The sequence below is a fragment of the Enterococcus sp. SMC-9 genome (assembly GCF_021011285.1).
Lineage (GTDB): Bacteria > Bacillota > Bacilli > Lactobacillales > Enterococcaceae > Enterococcus_C > Enterococcus_C montenegrensis.
In genome coordinates, this window is sequence record NZ_JAILYE010000001.1 from 192,852 (window position 1) to 208,091 (window position 15,240).

A 15,240-nucleotide genomic window follows, 5' to 3' on the forward strand; every position below is an offset into this window, starting at 1 on the left:
CTAAAACCAATGTTTTTTCTGTTTGTCTCGGTCACGATCTGACCGAAGACTTTGTTCTTTCGCTGCTTCTTTTTTCCTGCGATTTTCAAATTTTCGGCACAATTTTTTTGCTTTATATTCTGTTCCAAAAACTTCTGCATGCATGCGGACATTATTATCTGCATCCAAAATTTGTACTTTCCAATTACGTGGTTGTTCTGAACTTGTCATTTTTCCTCCTAGAAGATTGCATGCCACATCAGCAAAACAGCTTTGGCGATGAAAAATAATATGCCAATACTGAAAATTATTCCTATTGCTATGAACATACAACCTGCAGCATAATCTATTAAATCCTTGATATTTTTCATTCTTCTCTCCTAAAGTAATGTTTCTTGTATCGGGCTAATCTCACGTATAAAAACTTCTGCTCGAGGTACCGCTGAATAATACTTCCGCGCAATCAAATCGACTACTTGACCATCATCTTTCCAAACGATGCCTTTTAGAGCGTCTAAAATCCCTTTCGCATAATTATCAGCATCGGGTTTAGTTAACGGACGTAATATTTTTGCTTCAGCGTCAATTTTCTTTTGTTTCGTAAAGCTTTTTAATGTTTCTTTGTAGATATGAACCTCGACCTCCAACTCCGCTTCAAGGAGCTTTTGTGGTCTTTTTTGAATAGCAGCTGAAGCTACTCTTTTTTTATATTCGACACTCGGTTTTGGATCATAGGTGCGGACAAAATTTCCTTGTCTGGCAAATCTCGGTCTACCTTGCGGAACCGGCTGACCTGGTATCGTAATTTTTATTTCCATATTTTTACCTTCTGTATCTTTCCTTAAAAAAGAAATTATTTTATAATTAAGTTGTTCTTTGAAGGAGAGTGGTGCCTCATGGCAAAACTTTTGAACAAAGCTGAATCACAATCGAATTAACAACCTTAACTAATAATTTGGCTTCCACCCAATATTATTAGTTTTGACTAAACCGACTAGCTGTGAAAGACATAAACTGCTGTCATTGATGAATGGTTAAAAGTGAGCATCTGGAGCTTTTGATTTGATTTATTCGAATGAAACCCAGACGGCTTTTAACCCCTTAGACAGATGGAACCTTTTATGGCAGTTAGTAGTTGTAAGTTCTTTCTCAGTAGCAGCACCAAAGGAAACTAACCTTTATCTGCTGAGGGGGATTGCCTGGTGACAATCTCAAACGATTAAAAAATAGTAATTCGTCGACTTCACCAGGTCGGCGTTTTTTTATTGAAAAAATTTATTCATGTCAGTTTTTGGAAAGATTTTCTTTGTGCTTAAAAGCAAGTCATAACTCGGATTCACTTTGTTTGTTTCTAATTTCGTATAATGAGAGTATGAGATGCCCAACTTCGCTGCCATTTCATCTTGTTTTAAGCCAACAGATTTTCTCAAAGTTTGATAAAAACTCTTTTTCATCTCCATTAACACCCACCCCGCATCCAAGATTGATTTGATTTCACTGGCTTTGATGGAGCAGGAGGCTTTCGATTTGGGATTAAAACATCAACTACCCAACCGTTAGCTACTTCAGCTGCTACATCTGCCAACGATTCATCTGAAAAGAGCTGTGCTTCGGAAGGCTTACGGACTAAGGTTCCTTCTGGCCCAATATACCTGGTCACTTTTACTGCCTTACCTTTAATCACCGACAGCCCTCCTAATCTGAGCATCTCGCTTTTCAGAAAGATCAGCGTAAATCTGTTCAAATTCTTTTTGTTCTTCGGCGACTGCTTGACCATCTGAGTTACAAACTGGACAGGGCTGACATTTAGTAAGACCAGGAGTGATTTCTACCCAAATCACTCGCTGATTTTCGCATTTACTACACTGCATTTTTTCACCTTCTAGTAAAAAATTTTTGATCTTTTGTCTTTAGTTTGTTCTGTAAATTTAATTATTTTCCCTTCCACTGCGCGATGAATTCTACTCACTAGTTTTGGGTTATAAATTTCATTCATTTTTTGTGAATTCAAATTAGTAGTGATAATTGTTCTGTTACGAGAATTCAAAATTGCATAAAGAACTCGTTGATTAAATTCGCTTGACTCAGTTGTATCTGATTTCAAGCTTGATTCACTTCCCAAATCATCTAGAACTAACAAATCAGCTCTAGTTAGCAAGCGAACCATGTTCTCTTCAGTGAATTTACTTTCTTTATTGCTAATTGAATCTTTGATTAAGCGAAGTAGTTCCACCGTAGAAATAAATAGACAGCTCATGTAAGGATTTGCTTTTTCGTTTACTTCTTTAACAATGGACATGGCTAAATGAGATTTACCAGCTCCGGGAAGTCCAGTGAATAAAGTGTTAAACTTTTTCTCTGGATTCAAATAGTCAGCAGCCAATATTTTTGACTTAGATAAAGCATCGTTTGTCTCATAATTATCGGGAATATAATTTGAAAAATCAGCGTTCCAAAGTGTTTCATCCCCTACTAATGAATCTTTTGATAAAGTTTCTAAAGTTCTCCTGCGGTGATGACGATCTGAAGCTGCCATCACAATTGCTTTTTCTTTTTGCTCCATTTCTTCTCTTTGACATGTAGAGCAAAACGGCTTAGAGTTCCCGATACTCACTTTTTTTTGCTGGTGAATTTCACAAAACTCATTTGAATCATGAACATGTTCCAACACTTTTAATGGATTCATTAATAATTCACCCTCGAATTTGTTTGACTTGGTATTTTCTGTTTGCTCTTTTTCGTACTTTTGCTAGATTGTTCACGTTTTTGATTTAACTCAGCTACATCACTCAAATTTTTCACACCAGCTTTTTCCCAGCGTTTTAAAATAGATTCGGTGTATTTAAAATTATTGGCATTCCCCTTAGCGGAAATTATAAGAGCTTCCTTTACTAATTCAGGAGATAAATCATTACACCAATATTGAAGGTTTTGTATTGTAATCGGATTAAGTATTCCGAAGACCTGTTCATACATTTTGTAAACTTCAGGAACATCGCTACCAACAACTACTACATTGTTTATATTGTTATCATTGTTTACATTGTTATCATTGTTGTTTGTGTCCGTCTGTGTCACGTCTGTGTCACGAGCGTGGCTAGGTTGCTGTCCCTTTTGTTGTCCCTTCTGCGGTCGGTCGTTTTGGTAAGAATCGTAATTTATCACAGTTAACAGCGTCTTTTTGGTGTCACTTTTTCTGGTCAACATTGCGTCCCGTTCTAATAAGTCTAAGAAGTCCGATACTTTATGCCTCGACCATCCCCATCTTTCAGCTAATTGTCTAAGAGAAGTCACTTTCTGGCCTCGTTTAATTTCAATTAATTGACCATCAAACACAATTTTATTATCTTGGTGATTGGCGTCCATCAGGATATCCAACCACGCTTCATATTTTGAAAAGACCCTTTTTTCTTGATAAAGCCAGTGATCCCGAATGCTGCGGTGAAGAGCTATCCATCCCTTGTCGGCCATCTACTCACCACCTAAGCTATATAGACAGGAACGCCAGTTAATCGCTGAGTTTCTTCTTTGAATTGTTTTTCGATACTATTTGAATCAGACAGATGTAAAAGCCATATCTCTTGCAGTCGATTTGATTTGTTGGTTTTGATGAAGTCCAGAGTGCGATCAAAATCAAAATGACTTTCTAACAGTCTGCTCTTGCGTTTTAAGTCAAAACCCTCAGTCATATCCTGATCAATGATCTCCTTGGAGTAATTTGCCTCAATCATCATGTGTGTGACATTAGGAAATTTATACCGGACATAATAGCTGTCGGTGATAAATACCAAGCGATCACCAGCTGAGTTATCAATCAAAAATCCACAAGGCTCTTTTACATCATGTTCTGTCTCAAATGGGGTTACATACCAGGTGCCAATTTTTTTCGTATCTTTATATTTCAAGAAATTGAAACGATAATAATCATTCGCTTGGATATGAAGCATTTGGTCTTCGCTCATTCCTTCAAAAGTTCCTTGAGTCGAGTAAAAATCAATGCTGGTTGAATCAATAAACTGAGAAACATATTTACAGTGATCTCGATGCTCATGGCTGATTAAACAACCAGCAACTTTACTAAAATTAAAACGCATTGCTTGTTGAACTTTTTTTAACGATATTCCACACTCAATCATCAATTGTGTTTGACCATCATCAATTAAATAGGAATTGCCATTTGATCCAGATCCGAAACTTTTGATCTTAATCAATACGGATCATCCTCTCCCGGGCCTTCGCCATACACTCGATCGGGCTCTGGTCCAAAATTTGGCATATCATCAAAAACTGGTTCCGCCACTTTCGGTTCAGACTTCTTTTGCTGACGAGGTGGTTCTGGATCTAAAACTTCAGAATTGGCATTCTTATCAATTTCATCAATGATTTCGGCTTCTTTTCTTTCGGACTCATCCTGATATTCGTTGGCGGTTGTATTGTTGATTGCTTCAATCAATAGATCAGAGTCATCACTTGTATTCACAAATGCTTTAGCTGCTCGATTAATTACTGTACGTTTGGCCATTTCTTGAGGAAATTTATTCTGAACATTTTTGGTTTTAGCTTGGCTCCAGCTGGCATCTATTTCTTTCTTAGTCATCACGGTTAGAACTTGTGTGTCATCTGTTTTTTCGATAATGCAATACGCCCCAATGATTCCATTGTCTTTGTTAGCAAAACTAGACTTGTGCTTAACTAAAACTTCTCGACCATGGTCAAAATCAGTTTCAAACTCATCCCCTTGGTAAATAATATTGGCCCATACATCCTTAACTTCAGTCAATCGTTTCAACACAGCTTGAGTACCAAAATAGGAACGTGTCATCTTCAACTGATTTCCGTAAGGAACGAAATAACATTGTGTTTTAGCTGGAGACAAGCCTTGAATCACCATATCCAAAAGAGAGTTTGCGATTGATTCCGGCGTACATTTTTCAATCAGATTTCCACCTTGCGCATTCGTCATAGCAAAGAAGGCCGATTTAAGAGCGTTGGCCGGACTGTAGGAAGCCGGCAAAGCTAGACCATCTTGTTGCATGACTTGCACCTTTTTTGTGACCTGATCAGTGATATCTTTCTGCAGTAATGCTGGTGTTTGATTTGTCATTATTTTTCATCCTCCAAATAAAGCTTGTATTCTTCGCCATTCATCAAAAAATAAACGAATGGTGTCCATGAAATTTTATTATTAAATTCAAGCAGACGATCTAATTCAGGTTGAATCTCATCGATGGAATCAAAGGTGCCTAGAAATTGTTTTTTACCACCGATTTTTGCGTAGACAATAATTTCATTCATTTCTATACCTCAACTTTCAATGCTTTATTGCGCCCAACTTTTAACTCAATCACTTGTGTATCAACAGAAATCAATTGATTAACAGATTCTGTATTATCAACGAACAATGGCATTTTGATACCTAATTCTTTGGAGAGTGTATTGACGATATCTAAATCACAATTAATTCTTGCACCGGTATTTAAACTAGTGCCGTATTCAATCCCCTGATAAGTTGCCTCACACACTTCAGCTAACGCACCATTTTTTTGGATATTGAACAATTTCCAGCGAACCAACTCAAATTTTTCGTTAATAGAGTTCTCAAGAGCCGCTACTTTTTTACGAGTGAATTCATCCAGAAGCCACAATTTTCTTTCAACATCCTGGTTCTGATCCTTGAGACGTTTGTCTTCGTTTTTTAATTCTTCGATACGTGTGTCAAATGTTGATAATTGACTAAACGAAGATAACTTGGCTTGTAAATCAGCAATATCAGCACGCTTACTATCAACACTTTGCTTGATTTCAGCTTTCTGATTGCTAGAAATATCGGTATCATCATCTGCAGCTGCAATCATCTCAATTTTGGAAGTGATTGATTGATAAACTGCAGTCTCTTCAAAAGTTTTAATTTCAGCTTTAACGTTGTTTAACTCGTCATTCAGTCGATTAAGTAATTCTTCGGCTGATTTATAGCCCAAATCGATTGAATCCAAATTTACTTCAAGCTTTCCTTTTTCAGCTGCTAACTCATTAATCGATGCTTTCAAAGCTTTTCCTTTTTCAGCGTCAGTTTCTAACCAATTTGATTTCCGTTGGTTAAAGTCCGCAACCAATTTCTCAATCTGATCAACTGGTAAATCTTGGCCGCAAGTCGGGCAGATTTTTTTATGATCGTCAAACTCAACATCCTTAAATTTATTTCGTTCAGCCTTCATCTGTGATAATTGATCATTGCCAGATTGGATTTTATTGGTTAAATCGTGCAATTTTGATTCTGTATCTGATTTTTCCCGGCGCAGACGATTAACTTCTGACTGCTGCGTCATAACATCATTTTGCAAGGATTGCGTTTGAAGATTAGAATCCGTTAAATATTGGGTACGAGCTTGTTCTAATTCCAATTTTAACTTTGCAATTTCTGATTGCTTCATCTGATTGCTATCCGTACTTTTTAAAGTTTCTAGCTTAAGTTGCAAGTCAGAAATATCAGCTTCACGATCCATAATGTCAGCTTTAATTTCTTCTTGAGTTAAATCACCCAAATCAGCAATCAATTTTGCTTTCATGTCAGTGACTTCTTGAATACGTGCTGGAACTCCGTCAATAGCTAATTTAATTTCTTTTTTCTGTCCAGCTAACACTTTTCGCATATCATCAACAGAATGATCGCCTAAAATTTCTGGCAGTTCTTTTAAATTCTCGTCACCAGCGATAATAGAGTTGTCTGTGACATCAGTCATGCTGACTAAAATTTCACGACGCTTTTTCCAATCAAGTCGCATAAAAAATCCTGAATCAGCTAAAATCTGTAAAATGCTTTCGTTACCTAAAGCGGCTAGATAGTCTTTCCACTCTTTTTGCTTAACAGGAACTGTATCAATGAAATACTTAGTTATATCGGCACCACGTGTTTTTTCAAGTTCGCCACGTTTTGAGGTCCAAGTTTCTTGTTGCACGCGTTTTAAAATGGTCACTTTTCCATCAATGATCATTTCGGCTTCAACTTCAGGAGATAGTCCCAAGACCTCGCTGTTGGCGTTGTCCAAAGGTTTAGGGTTAATAGATGCACCTTTGCTATCCTTGCCAAACAACAACCAAAGAAGGCCATCAGCTAACGTGGTTTTCCCAGACCCGTTTTGACCGGTTACGGTAGCATTATTCCCCATTAAATCAAGATCAAAATTTTCTATCCCTTTGAAGTGCCGATATTTAATCGAATTAATTTTGATCATTGTCACGATTACCACCTCCAAAAATTCGTTGCAAGATATCATCAATGTTTGGATCTTCATTCATCATGTCGACAATGTGGATTTGTGGTCTTTTCGTTTTTTTCTTCTGTGACTTCTCTCTCTTCAACAATTTTTTTGCTTGCTGACAGCCTGGACAATCACACTGTTTAGCATCAATCAAATCACAGATAGTATCGGCCGCAACTAAATTTATGAGTGCCATTTCGTCGGTACGGCCTACAAACTCCATGTGTTCCAATTCGTGATTTTTTGATATACCCACAACAAGAGATGATCCATCATCACTGCAGGCTTGAGATAGCGCTGAAAGTAGTGCTTCAATCTTAGTCATTCGATTTCTCCTATCGCTCATGCTAAAATGAGCTTGTAATATGTTTTATTGACTGACTTAGAGCTTCCCGGCCGAGTCAGTCTTTTTTTAATTCCAATTCCTGGACATATGCGCCTAAGCAAAATGAAATTGCAACAATTGCAAAAATAAAGATAACAATCCAAGTAACCCAAATATTGATACTTCCCATAAAAGCAAATCCAGCAAATAGGATACAGAATATTAAAATGACAATCATCGCTGTTAAGTTGTCATTAATTCGTGTTAGAAATTTCATGTTTTCACCTCTTTTGACTTAAAACCCATTTACGACATTCTTCTTTGTCATAAAACTTTGACTTACTTCCCATGCTTCCGTATGGCATACCTAGCGTCTCCCACTGACGAATCGTTGTAGTAGATACCTCAAAATAATCTGCAATTTGGCTTTGATTCAAAACTCTCTTATTTACGGAGGCATCGCGCTTCGCTTTATCTATCTCTGTTGTTACAAGATCATAAATGAATTTTTTTAACGTGTTAGCATCTTCTTCAGTAAGCATTACTTGCATTAGAAACCCTCCTATCGAATTTTGAAGTCAGAAATAATTTTCACTAAAAGCTGTTTTGCTTTCGGATTATTTACTAATTTCCCTTTTAGATAGCTTGTGATATCTTGTTTCGTCATCCCGTACATCACTGCTAGATCAACGAGATCAATATTATTTTCATCTAAATATTTCAAAACACGTTCTCTTCCAAGTTTTGAATCTGGCATATTTTTTCTCCTTCCAAATTTATTTGTAAGATAAACAGTAAGAATACTATAAAAACAATTGACACTTTTTATAGTTAGCTATAAAATGAAAACATAGTTAAATAAGCCGAATACACGACTAACTTTGTAGAATTTACCGCTGCCAAACGAATTTTCTATATAGTCTGTTTTCTTACGCTTTTTCTTGCTATTTATCTTACGAGAACAATATTATAGCAAACTATAAAATTAGTCAACCTATTTTTATAGAAAACTATAATTCTCTTTCTCGTGAAAGAGAGGAACCTTGATATGACTGTGTTTGACAGGATAAAAGAATTATCTGACAGAAGAGGTATTTCAATTCAAAAAGCTGCTATTGATATGGGATTTAGTGAAAATCTTTTTTATCAATGGAAAAAGTCTCAGCCGAAAGCAGATCGACTTGAAAAAGTTGCAGACTACTTTAACGTATCTACTGATTACTTACTTGGACGTACCAATGACCCAGATCTTACCACATCGGAAGACTCCAATAATAAAAGTCTAGCTAAGCAAGTCATGATGAGAATGAATACAGAAGGACTTTCTGAAGATGACATTCTTGGAGTAGAAAAAGAAATCGAAAAGTTTTTCGCTTGGCGAATTAATGAAATTAGAGAAGAGAACGAAAGAAAAAATAAAAATAGTTAGGCGGTTTGTTGCAATGTCAGTTGAAGCGGAAGAGTTTTTAGCTTTTTCTTATAAAATAAACGACTATATTTCGGCGCTTATGTTTGGAATGGACATGAACGCCAGAAGCTATGATTACAGAGAAATTTGGGATTACATTATGAGTGATCAGATTGTTTTAAGAAAATATCCATTTAACGGTAAGGCCAGACAAAATATTTCCGGAATGATAGTCAAGGATGATTTAGAAGTCACCCTAGCGGTGAACAATAATATGGCTATAAAGCGCCAAAATTTCACGATTAGTCATGAGCTCATTCATTATTTGTATCACTTGAACGAAGATACACCAGTTTTTACGGATGACAAAGTTTCACTGGCCTACTCCTCAGCTGACTTATTACCGGAATTTCAAGCCAATATTGGCGCATCGGTCATTTTGCTTCCAGATCCAGTGTTAATTAGTGAACTGAAACAACAAAAATCAATTGCTCATGTCTCTGCTGAATACGGAATTTCAGAAGCCGCTATCTTCACTCGCCTTGTTCAAACCATGCAGGCAAGATTTAATGCTTCTTACATAACTGCCTATAAATTGGCAAATAAGATTATGAACGGACGAGCCAAAAACCAAATGATTGAGTTAGGGAAAAATCTTGAACGTGTGGTCGAAATGGAGCATTCGCTTTATGAAGTAATAAAATAAAAAAACCGTGCTGGCACACGGCTAGTTACCTCATTTCTGAGATTATTCAATAATATTATAACAAGGAAAGGGTGTGTGTAAGTATGATTGATCCTAATAATTCTGACGAGATTGCTTCAGTTGTAAAAGAACTCATAAATATACTACCTGAAGAGACAAGAAAACCACTTCTATAATTGGTTGGTTTATTATACAACTAATTATATCATCGAATAAAAAAATACACATCCCCCACCTACCAAGTAAAAGGATGTGCTGACATAAATAAACCCTATGCAATAGGCCTATTTAATTACGTCTATTGTATCAAAGAAAGCGAGTTGATTCAATGTGGCTACTTTTAAAGAATACAAATTAAAGAACGGTACAAAAAGATGGATGTTTACCACGTATCTCGGAACTGACTATGTAACAGGGAAACAAATAAATACCACTCGACGTGGATTTTCAACAAAGAAAGAAGCGCAATATGCACTCAACCAATTATTGTTGAATCACGTAGATGGTGTGGAAGAAATAAAATCAAAAACAACGTTTAAAGAAGTGTACGACTTGTGGTTTCCGAACTATCAAACCACTGTGAGAGAATCTACCTGGATGACCACAGATACACGTATCAAAAAATATATTATTCCTATTTTTGGCGAGATGATCTTCGAACGAATTGACACAAAAACTGCCCAAAAGACAGTTAATGATTGGGCAAAAAAGTTCGGTATGTATTCGATGCTACTATCATACGTAAAACGTATTGGTGATTACGCCGTAACTTTGGAAGTGATTGATTCAAATCCGTTTCGAAAAATTACTTCTCCAAAACAAATCAATCGTGATCGAAAGAAAAGCAATAATAAAGATATCAAGTATTATTCAAAAGAAGAACTCAAGAAATTTTTGGAATTTAGTGAAAGCCACATCAGAAATATTTCCGATACTAGTCCCGTACAATTGTATTACGCTCGACTAGATAATGCTCTTTTTCGACTTATGGCTTATTCTGGAGCCCGTATTGGCGAGATATTATCCTTAACCTGGAATGACGTTAATTTCAAAGAAAACACCTTAGACATCAATAAAACCCTATCAAAAACAAAGACCGGATATAAAATTACTGATCCAAAAAATGATGCATCTTTCCGTGAAATCATTTTAGATACACAAACTATGAACATCATAAAGAAGTGGCGACTGCAGCAAAAAGAGTTCCTTTTAAAAAACGGTATCACAAAAAACAATTCAGTATTTACAGATATTGAAGGACGGTGGATATATCGGACAGATACCTACCAGCGTTCAAAGAGAATTGCCGCAGCGGTAGGATTACAAAATATCGGGAATCACGGTTTTCGTCATACTCACGCTACAATGTTATTTGAAGCCGGTGTCGATGCAAAAGAAATCCAAGAAAGATTGGGTCATTCATCAATTACCATCACCATGGATACCTATACTCATCTTACAAAAAATAACAAAACTTCTACGGTTGATAAACTTATCAACCATTTAAATTTCTAACAAATCTACTTCAAAACCTACGTCACAAAAAAAGAAACCCTCTAAAACACTGGTCTTAAAGGGTTTCTGAAACGATTATTTAGTTTCGCGGTGTAAAGTAACTTTTCTTTCGCGTGGGCAATATTTATTTTTTTCCAAGCGGTCAGGGTTGTTACGTTTGTTTTTGCTTGTCAAATAGTTGCGTTCTTTGCAAGAAGTGCATTCTAATGTGATGTTTACGCGCATGTTTTTCCCTCCCATATCCTCATTCGTACTCTAAGATTTCTCTCAGACTTGAATATGATAGCATGTTTTTTCTCTGAATGCTAGTCTTTTAAGTGATTTTTGTTAAGTAGTTTTACTTGACGATAAAGAGTGGTAGATGATGACAATAGAATCACTTGTATTTTTCAATATGGCGATCTTACGATTGAAAAATACAGACGGTTATGATAAAAGTCCCCCACAAAATTAAAATTTTTGTGGGGGACTTTGTATTCTCTTTTTATTCGAAAAATTCACCGTAGACATCATCTACTGTTTGTTCTGGGTTAATTACGATATAAAGGCTCTTTGTTTCTTCGCTTACTTTAGTTGTTTGGTAAACATTATCCAAACCTTCTGTATCTTTGTCTTTATATGGGAAGTAGACCATATCTGGTTTGCCGGCTTTAAATAAAATTTCCATCCGTTCGATATCTTGATATTTCAAAGCACGGGCAAACATCCCCAATTCTAAACCACCCAGGTTAATATCATGGGTTGCAACATGATCACCTTCTGGATAAATTTCAATTTTAAAGCCCGCACATGGATGAATTTCAACAAATTCACTGCCATTAATTCGACCAAAACTTGTGGTAATTTGTTTAATCCACAAATCGCCAATAAAGCGACGGTTAATCGTCCAAGTTTCTCCATTACGGAAATAAAATTTCAAAGCTGTCATTTCTCTAGCCATTTGACTTCCTCCTCAGATTGTCAACAACCTTTGTGATTGATAACACAACAATTGTGACTTTAACAATTTGTTTCACTCCACTCATTAGTTTAGCACAACTTTAAAATGCAGGATAAGAAAATGCTTACAGCTGATTCAAAAAGTCAGCGGTTTTCACTTCGACGCGTTGATGTTTTCCTTTTGCAATCACAACATTTCCTTCATAACACTGAAACAAAAAGAGCGTTTTGCCTGACTGACTTAATTCAATATCCACTTCAACTGTTATTGTTGCACCAATTTTAGAAGGCTTTAGATGCACCAGCTCAAACTTTACACCAACCGTTGTCTTAGTGCTGTCTAGTTGTTTTTCTTGCAAGTATTCAAAACAAGTATTTTCTACCATTTGTACAACAGCTGGCGTAGCTAACACCGCCAAGCCACCTGAACCCATTTTTTCTGCTGTTAAATCTTTGGTGACTGTAAATTGTTTTTGTCTCATTACTGCTCACCTGCTTGTAGTATTTCTTGTGCTGTTTTTAACAAAATTTTAGCATCATTTTCCAAGACTTGTGTTACTACTTGATATTCCAATTGACTTAAGATTTCTTTTAACCATTTACCAGGCTTTCGATCAAAAGTTTGTAATAAGTCGTTACCGTTAACTGCTAAGTCCCGTAATTGTTTAATCGGCAATTTTTCATATTGCATTTCTATTTTTTTTAAATCAGCAGTCAAGTTGTAAAATGGTGCCAAAGCTTCTACTGTCAAACTATTTTCTAAACCTAATTGATAAATTTCCCAATTTGTTAATGGTTTTTCCTGCCGTATTTTCAATCCCCAATGAAGTGCTTGGACATTTTGAATTAACTCATTTGACGCCTTCCATTGTTTTAAAAATGGACGAATTAATGTTTGCCCCATCCCCATTTGTTCAATGAGCACTGTCCACGCTTGTTCTTTTGAGGAGAAAGTCAAAGGTTTCATATCGGCAAAGCGCAATAAAGCCTCGCCGTAATGCCGCAACCCTGGACAATACAAATAACATTCTGTTTCCACGAGAAATGAAATTGCTTGATTGCGAAATTTACCTAACAAAAGTTTACTAAACTCAACATAAATGCGTTCAACTGAAATCTTATCGAGTAGTGTATGGTTTTCCAAAATTGCATCAAAAGTTTCAACCTCAAAAGCAAAACCTAGTTGGCTAACAAAACGTAAGCCTCTCATCATGCGCAGCGCATCTTCATGAAAGCGTTCATGAGGATCTCCTACTGCCTTTAAGACGTGTTCTTCTAAATCCATTAAACCATCAAATAAATCAATGATTTCGCCATCATCTTTTAACGCAAAGGCATTAATCGTGAAATCCCGACGTTTTAAATCCTCTGTTAAAGACCGGACGAACTCCACTTGATCAGGACGTCTAAAATCCTGATACGTCGACTCTGTCCGAAAAGTGGTCACTTCATATTGTTCCTCTTGCTGCAAAACTAAAACCGTGCCATGCTCGATGCCAATATCAATTGTGCGGGGGAAGATCTCTTTAATCTCTGCCGGAAATGCACTAGTAGCGATGTCAACATCATGAATTTTATGTCCCAACAAAATATCTCTCACACTACCGCCTACAAAGTAAGCTTCAAAACCAGCTGCCTCAATTTGATTGGTTACCGGTAAAGCACGTTGGAATTCTTCAGGTAATTTAGCTAATCGCATTTTCATCCTCCGGGGCACGCTTGCCGTCTTTTCTTTCAAAGCGGTAATAATCCCGCTGATTAAATTTCGCCATATTTTGATCAAAAACTTCTGTTAAATCAATTTCTAAAGAATTCGCCATTAATAATAAGACAAAAAATACATCCCCTAGTTCTTCAGCAACTGTATTTGGGGCTTCTTCTGCCTTTTTTTGTTTTTCACCGTAGTAATGATTTACCTCTCTAGCTAATTCTCCCACTTCTTCTGTCATACGCGCAAGTTGGGCTAGCGGAGAAAAATATCCTACTTTAAATTGGTCGATATAATCATCTACTTCATGTTGCATCTGTTGCAATGTTTTTTTACTCATGTGATCACTCCTGTCATTATCTTATCAAAATAATTCTGCAATTCAAAGTATGCGCCAATTGTCAGTGTCATTTTTTCGTGCTACATTTGAGAAGGCAGAAAACAGGCGTTATCTTCCTTAGTTTCTAATTGATAAAAAAGAAGGTGAGACCATGAATACAAACAAATATACTCCTTTATTAAAAGATTTAATTTTAATTCTGATTGGCACCTGTATTTATGCATTTGGTTTAATTTATATCAACATCCCAAATAGCCTCGCTGAAGGGGGCGTAACTGGGATTACCTTGATTTTACGGGCATTATTTGGCATTAACCCAGCCTATAGTACCTTTGTTTTAAATATCCCAATTATTATTTTAGGCGGTAAAATCTTAGGAAAACGTTCTTTTTACTACACTATTTTTGGCACCACCAGCTTGTCTGTATGGCTTTTTATTTGGCAGAAAGTTCCTTTGGCGATTAACTTGGAACATGATTTGCTTATTTCAGCTTTACTAGCCGGTATTATCGCCGGTTTTGGTAGCGGGATCGTTTACCGTGTCGGTGGTACCACCGGTGGTAGCGATGTTATCGCCCGCATTTTAGAAAAAAAACAGGGGATTTCAGTCGGTCGCTCCTTATTTTTCTTTGATATTTTAATTTTATTGGCTTCCTTAACTTATATTGATTTAAAAAGAATGATGTATACGTTAATTTTCTCTTATGTCTTTGCCAACATCGTAGATACCATTTTAGACGGCGGCTATTCAGCCAAAGGCATTCTCGTTATTTCCAATGAGACAAAACAAATGGCACCTGTCTTAATGGAAATAACCGGACGGGGTACCAGCTTTTTAAAAGGCGAGGGCGCCTATTCTGGTACAGATAAAAATATTTTGTACATGGTGGTTACTTCCAGAGAAGTTATGGAGGTAAAACGCATTATTGCTGAATTTGATGAACAAGCTTTTATTTCCGTTATCAATGTCCATGAAGTGGCAGGTGAAGGCTTCACTTACAAACGCCCCAAAAATAACTTTTTTAAAAAGGTCAAAAATCATAGTTAACCTCTCATAAAAA

At 36.4% G+C, this 15,240-nt stretch carries 25 protein-coding genes; 4 read left to right on the top strand and 21 right to left on the bottom strand.

Annotated elements, in window-relative coordinates; genetic code table 11:
* The 16 genes from K4422_RS01000 to K4422_RS01070 all read right to left on the bottom strand — a co-directional run bounded on the left by K4422_RS01000 (position 1) and on the right by K4422_RS01070 (position 8,320).
* Positions 1 to 210 carry a hypothetical protein gene (locus K4422_RS01000; RefSeq protein WP_230708645.1) on the bottom strand — a complete coding sequence of 70 codons (210 nt, stop codon included), beginning with the start codon at positions 208 to 210 and terminating at the stop codon, positions 1 to 3.
* Positions 211 to 218: 8 nt separating this feature from the next.
* Entirely contained in the window at positions 219 to 350 is a 132-nt protein-coding gene (locus tag K4422_RS13540; protein ID WP_268990955.1) for a hypothetical protein, read from the bottom strand.
* A gap of 9 nt (positions 351 to 359) precedes the next feature.
* Entirely contained in the window at positions 360 to 797 is a 438-nt protein-coding gene (locus K4422_RS01005; protein WP_230708646.1) for a RusA family crossover junction endodeoxyribonuclease, read from the bottom strand.
* Positions 798 to 1,241: 444 nt separating this feature from the next.
* A complete protein-coding gene (locus tag K4422_RS01010; RefSeq protein ID WP_230708647.1) occupies positions 1,242 to 1,439 on the bottom strand; it encodes a helix-turn-helix domain-containing protein in 198 nt (65 codons plus the stop codon).
* Positions 1,439 to 1,663, bottom strand: coding sequence for a hypothetical protein (locus K4422_RS01015; protein ID WP_230708648.1), 225 nt, complete (start codon positions 1,661 to 1,663; stop codon positions 1,439 to 1,441). The genes K4422_RS01010 and K4422_RS01015 overlap by 1 nt, the downstream gene beginning before the upstream one ends.
* A complete protein-coding gene (locus K4422_RS01020) occupies positions 1,656 to 1,850 on the bottom strand; it encodes a hypothetical protein (RefSeq protein ID WP_230708650.1) in 195 nt (64 codons plus the stop codon). The genes K4422_RS01015 and K4422_RS01020 overlap by 8 nt, the downstream gene beginning before the upstream one ends.
* A gap of 11 nt (positions 1,851 to 1,861) precedes the next feature.
* Positions 1,862 to 2,665 carry an ATP-binding protein gene (locus tag K4422_RS01025; protein ID WP_230708652.1) on the bottom strand — a complete coding sequence of 268 codons (804 nt, stop codon included), beginning with the start codon at positions 2,663 to 2,665 and terminating at the stop codon, positions 1,862 to 1,864.
* Positions 2,665 to 3,450, bottom strand: coding sequence for a DnaD domain protein (locus K4422_RS01030; protein ID WP_230708654.1), 786 nt, complete (start codon positions 3,448 to 3,450; stop codon positions 2,665 to 2,667). The genes K4422_RS01025 and K4422_RS01030 overlap by 1 nt, the downstream gene beginning before the upstream one ends.
* A gap of 11 nt (positions 3,451 to 3,461) precedes the next feature.
* Positions 3,462 to 4,190, bottom strand: coding sequence for an MBL fold metallo-hydrolase (locus K4422_RS01035; protein WP_230708656.1), 729 nt, complete (start codon positions 4,188 to 4,190; stop codon positions 3,462 to 3,464).
* The gene (locus tag K4422_RS01040; protein WP_230708658.1) at positions 4,187 to 5,083 is read right to left on the bottom strand and encodes a recombinase RecT; all 897 of its coding nucleotides are present in this window, start codon (positions 5,081 to 5,083) and stop codon (positions 4,187 to 4,189) included. The genes K4422_RS01035 and K4422_RS01040 overlap by 4 nt, the downstream gene beginning before the upstream one ends.
* The gene (locus K4422_RS01045; protein ID WP_230708660.1) at positions 5,083 to 5,274 is read right to left on the bottom strand and encodes a hypothetical protein; all 192 of its coding nucleotides are present in this window, start codon (positions 5,272 to 5,274) and stop codon (positions 5,083 to 5,085) included. The genes K4422_RS01040 and K4422_RS01045 overlap by 1 nt, the downstream gene beginning before the upstream one ends.
* A gap of 2 nt (positions 5,275 to 5,276) precedes the next feature.
* The gene (locus tag K4422_RS01050; RefSeq protein WP_230708991.1) at positions 5,277 to 7,211 is read right to left on the bottom strand and encodes an ATP-binding protein; all 1,935 of its coding nucleotides are present in this window, start codon (positions 7,209 to 7,211) and stop codon (positions 5,277 to 5,279) included.
* Positions 7,198 to 7,563 carry a hypothetical protein gene (locus K4422_RS01055; protein ID WP_230708662.1) on the bottom strand — a complete coding sequence of 122 codons (366 nt, stop codon included), beginning with the start codon at positions 7,561 to 7,563 and terminating at the stop codon, positions 7,198 to 7,200. Before K4422_RS01055 ends, K4422_RS01050 begins: the two co-directional genes overlap by 14 nt.
* A 76-nt stretch (positions 7,564 to 7,639) precedes the next feature.
* The gene (locus tag K4422_RS01060; protein ID WP_230708664.1) at positions 7,640 to 7,840 is read right to left on the bottom strand and encodes a hypothetical protein; all 201 of its coding nucleotides are present in this window, start codon (positions 7,838 to 7,840) and stop codon (positions 7,640 to 7,642) included.
* A 4-nt stretch (positions 7,841 to 7,844) separates the two neighbouring features.
* Complete coding sequence (locus K4422_RS01065) at positions 7,845 to 8,114, bottom strand: MerR family transcriptional regulator (RefSeq protein WP_230708666.1); 270 nt, start codon at positions 8,112 to 8,114, stop codon at positions 7,845 to 7,847.
* 11 nt (positions 8,115 to 8,125) lie between these two features.
* On the bottom strand, positions 8,126 to 8,320 hold the full coding sequence (locus K4422_RS01070; RefSeq protein ID WP_230708668.1) for a hypothetical protein: 195 nt from the start codon (positions 8,318 to 8,320) through the stop codon (positions 8,126 to 8,128).
* A 291-nt stretch (positions 8,321 to 8,611) separates the two neighbouring features.
* On the opposite strand from K4422_RS01070, the gene K4422_RS01075 reads away from it, so the two are divergent.
* The 3 genes from K4422_RS01075 (at position 8,612) to K4422_RS01085 (ending at position 11,192) form a co-directional block, all read left to right on the top strand.
* Positions 8,612 to 8,992, top strand: coding sequence for a helix-turn-helix domain-containing protein (locus K4422_RS01075; protein WP_230708670.1), 381 nt, complete (start codon positions 8,612 to 8,614; stop codon positions 8,990 to 8,992).
* 13 nt (positions 8,993 to 9,005) lie between these two features.
* Complete coding sequence (locus K4422_RS01080) at positions 9,006 to 9,677, top strand: ImmA/IrrE family metallo-endopeptidase (RefSeq protein ID WP_230708672.1); 672 nt, start codon at positions 9,006 to 9,008, stop codon at positions 9,675 to 9,677.
* Between the two features lie 330 nt (positions 9,678 to 10,007).
* Complete coding sequence (locus K4422_RS01085) at positions 10,008 to 11,192, top strand: site-specific integrase (protein ID WP_230708674.1); 1,185 nt, start codon at positions 10,008 to 10,010, stop codon at positions 11,190 to 11,192.
* A 75-nt stretch (positions 11,193 to 11,267) separates the two neighbouring features.
* Here the strand turns inward: K4422_RS01085 and rpmG are convergent, their stop codons facing one another.
* The 5 genes from rpmG to K4422_RS01110 form a co-directional block, all read right to left on the bottom strand.
* Positions 11,268 to 11,417, bottom strand: a complete 150-nt coding sequence (gene rpmG / locus K4422_RS01090; RefSeq protein WP_016172256.1) for a 50S ribosomal protein L33 — start codon at positions 11,415 to 11,417, stop codon at positions 11,268 to 11,270.
* Between the two features lie 259 nt (positions 11,418 to 11,676).
* A complete protein-coding gene (locus tag K4422_RS01095) occupies positions 11,677 to 12,132 on the bottom strand; it encodes a hypothetical protein (RefSeq protein ID WP_206905669.1) in 456 nt (151 codons plus the stop codon).
* 124 nt (positions 12,133 to 12,256) lie between these two features.
* Positions 12,257 to 12,613, bottom strand: a complete 357-nt coding sequence (locus K4422_RS01100; protein ID WP_230708676.1) for a thioesterase family protein — start codon at positions 12,611 to 12,613, stop codon at positions 12,257 to 12,259.
* A complete protein-coding gene (locus K4422_RS01105; RefSeq protein ID WP_230708677.1) occupies positions 12,613 to 13,830 on the bottom strand; it encodes a CCA tRNA nucleotidyltransferase in 1,218 nt (405 codons plus the stop codon). The genes K4422_RS01100 and K4422_RS01105 overlap by 1 nt, the downstream gene beginning before the upstream one ends.
* Positions 13,817 to 14,179, bottom strand: coding sequence for a nucleotide pyrophosphohydrolase (locus K4422_RS01110; protein ID WP_206905664.1), 363 nt, complete (start codon positions 14,177 to 14,179; stop codon positions 13,817 to 13,819). The genes K4422_RS01105 and K4422_RS01110 overlap by 14 nt, the downstream gene beginning before the upstream one ends.
* A 151-nt stretch (positions 14,180 to 14,330) precedes the next feature.
* On the opposite strand from K4422_RS01110, the gene K4422_RS01115 reads away from it, so the two are divergent.
* Positions 14,331 to 15,227 carry a YitT family protein gene (locus K4422_RS01115; protein WP_206905663.1) on the top strand — a complete coding sequence of 299 codons (897 nt, stop codon included), beginning with the start codon at positions 14,331 to 14,333 and terminating at the stop codon, positions 15,225 to 15,227.
* The last annotated feature ends 13 nt before the right edge of the window (positions 15,228 to 15,240 follow it).

Coding starts and splice junctions, on each gene's coding strand:
- K4422_RS01000 (WP_230708645.1), bottom strand. CDS start 210: ATGACAAGTTCAGAACAACCACGTAATTGGAAAGTACAAATTTTGGAT.
- K4422_RS13540 (WP_268990955.1), bottom strand. CDS start 350: ATGAAAAATATCAAGGATTTAATAGATTATGCTGCAGGTTGTATGTTC.
- K4422_RS01005 (WP_230708646.1), bottom strand. CDS start 797: ATGGAAATAAAAATTACGATACCAGGTCAGCCGGTTCCGCAAGGTAGA.
- K4422_RS01010 (WP_230708647.1), bottom strand. CDS start 1,439: ATGGAGATGAAAAAGAGTTTTTATCAAACTTTGAGAAAATCTGTTGGC.
- K4422_RS01020 (WP_230708650.1), bottom strand. CDS start 1,850: ATGCAGTGTAGTAAATGCGAAAATCAGCGAGTGATTTGGGTAGAAATC.
- K4422_RS01025 (WP_230708652.1), bottom strand. CDS start 2,665: ATGAATCCATTAAAAGTGTTGGAACATGTTCATGATTCAAATGAGTTT.
- K4422_RS01030 (WP_230708654.1), bottom strand. CDS start 3,450: ATGGCCGACAAGGGATGGATAGCTCTTCACCGCAGCATTCGGGATCAC.
- K4422_RS01040 (WP_230708658.1), bottom strand. CDS start 5,083: ATGACAAATCAAACACCAGCATTACTGCAGAAAGATATCACTGATCAG.
- K4422_RS01045 (WP_230708660.1), bottom strand. CDS start 5,274: ATGAATGAAATTATTGTCTACGCAAAAATCGGTGGTAAAAAACAATTT.
- K4422_RS01050 (WP_230708991.1), bottom strand. CDS start 7,211: ATGATCAAAATTAATTCGATTAAATATCGGCACTTCAAAGGGATAGAA.
- K4422_RS01055 (WP_230708662.1), bottom strand. CDS start 7,563: ATGACTAAGATTGAAGCACTACTTTCAGCGCTATCTCAAGCCTGCAGT.
- K4422_RS01060 (WP_230708664.1), bottom strand. CDS start 7,840: ATGAAATTTCTAACACGAATTAATGACAACTTAACAGCGATGATTGTC.
- K4422_RS01065 (WP_230708666.1), bottom strand. CDS start 8,114: ATGCAAGTAATGCTTACTGAAGAAGATGCTAACACGTTAAAAAAATTC.
- K4422_RS01070 (WP_230708668.1), bottom strand. CDS start 8,320: ATGCCAGATTCAAAACTTGGAAGAGAACGTGTTTTGAAATATTTAGAT.
- K4422_RS01075 (WP_230708670.1), top strand. CDS start 8,612: ATGACTGTGTTTGACAGGATAAAAGAATTATCTGACAGAAGAGGTATT.
- K4422_RS01080 (WP_230708672.1), top strand. CDS start 9,006: ATGTCAGTTGAAGCGGAAGAGTTTTTAGCTTTTTCTTATAAAATAAAC.
- rpmG (WP_016172256.1), bottom strand. CDS start 11,417: ATGCGCGTAAACATCACATTAGAATGCACTTCTTGCAAAGAACGCAAC.
- K4422_RS01095 (WP_206905669.1), bottom strand. CDS start 12,132: ATGGCTAGAGAAATGACAGCTTTGAAATTTTATTTCCGTAATGGAGAA.
- K4422_RS01100 (WP_230708676.1), bottom strand. CDS start 12,613: ATGAGACAAAAACAATTTACAGTCACCAAAGATTTAACAGCAGAAAAA.
- K4422_RS01105 (WP_230708677.1), bottom strand. CDS start 13,830: ATGCGATTAGCTAAATTACCTGAAGAATTCCAACGTGCTTTACCGGTA.
- K4422_RS01110 (WP_206905664.1), bottom strand. CDS start 14,179: ATGAGTAAAAAAACATTGCAACAGATGCAACATGAAGTAGATGATTAT.
- K4422_RS01115 (WP_206905663.1), top strand. CDS start 14,331: ATGAATACAAACAAATATACTCCTTTATTAAAAGATTTAATTTTAATT.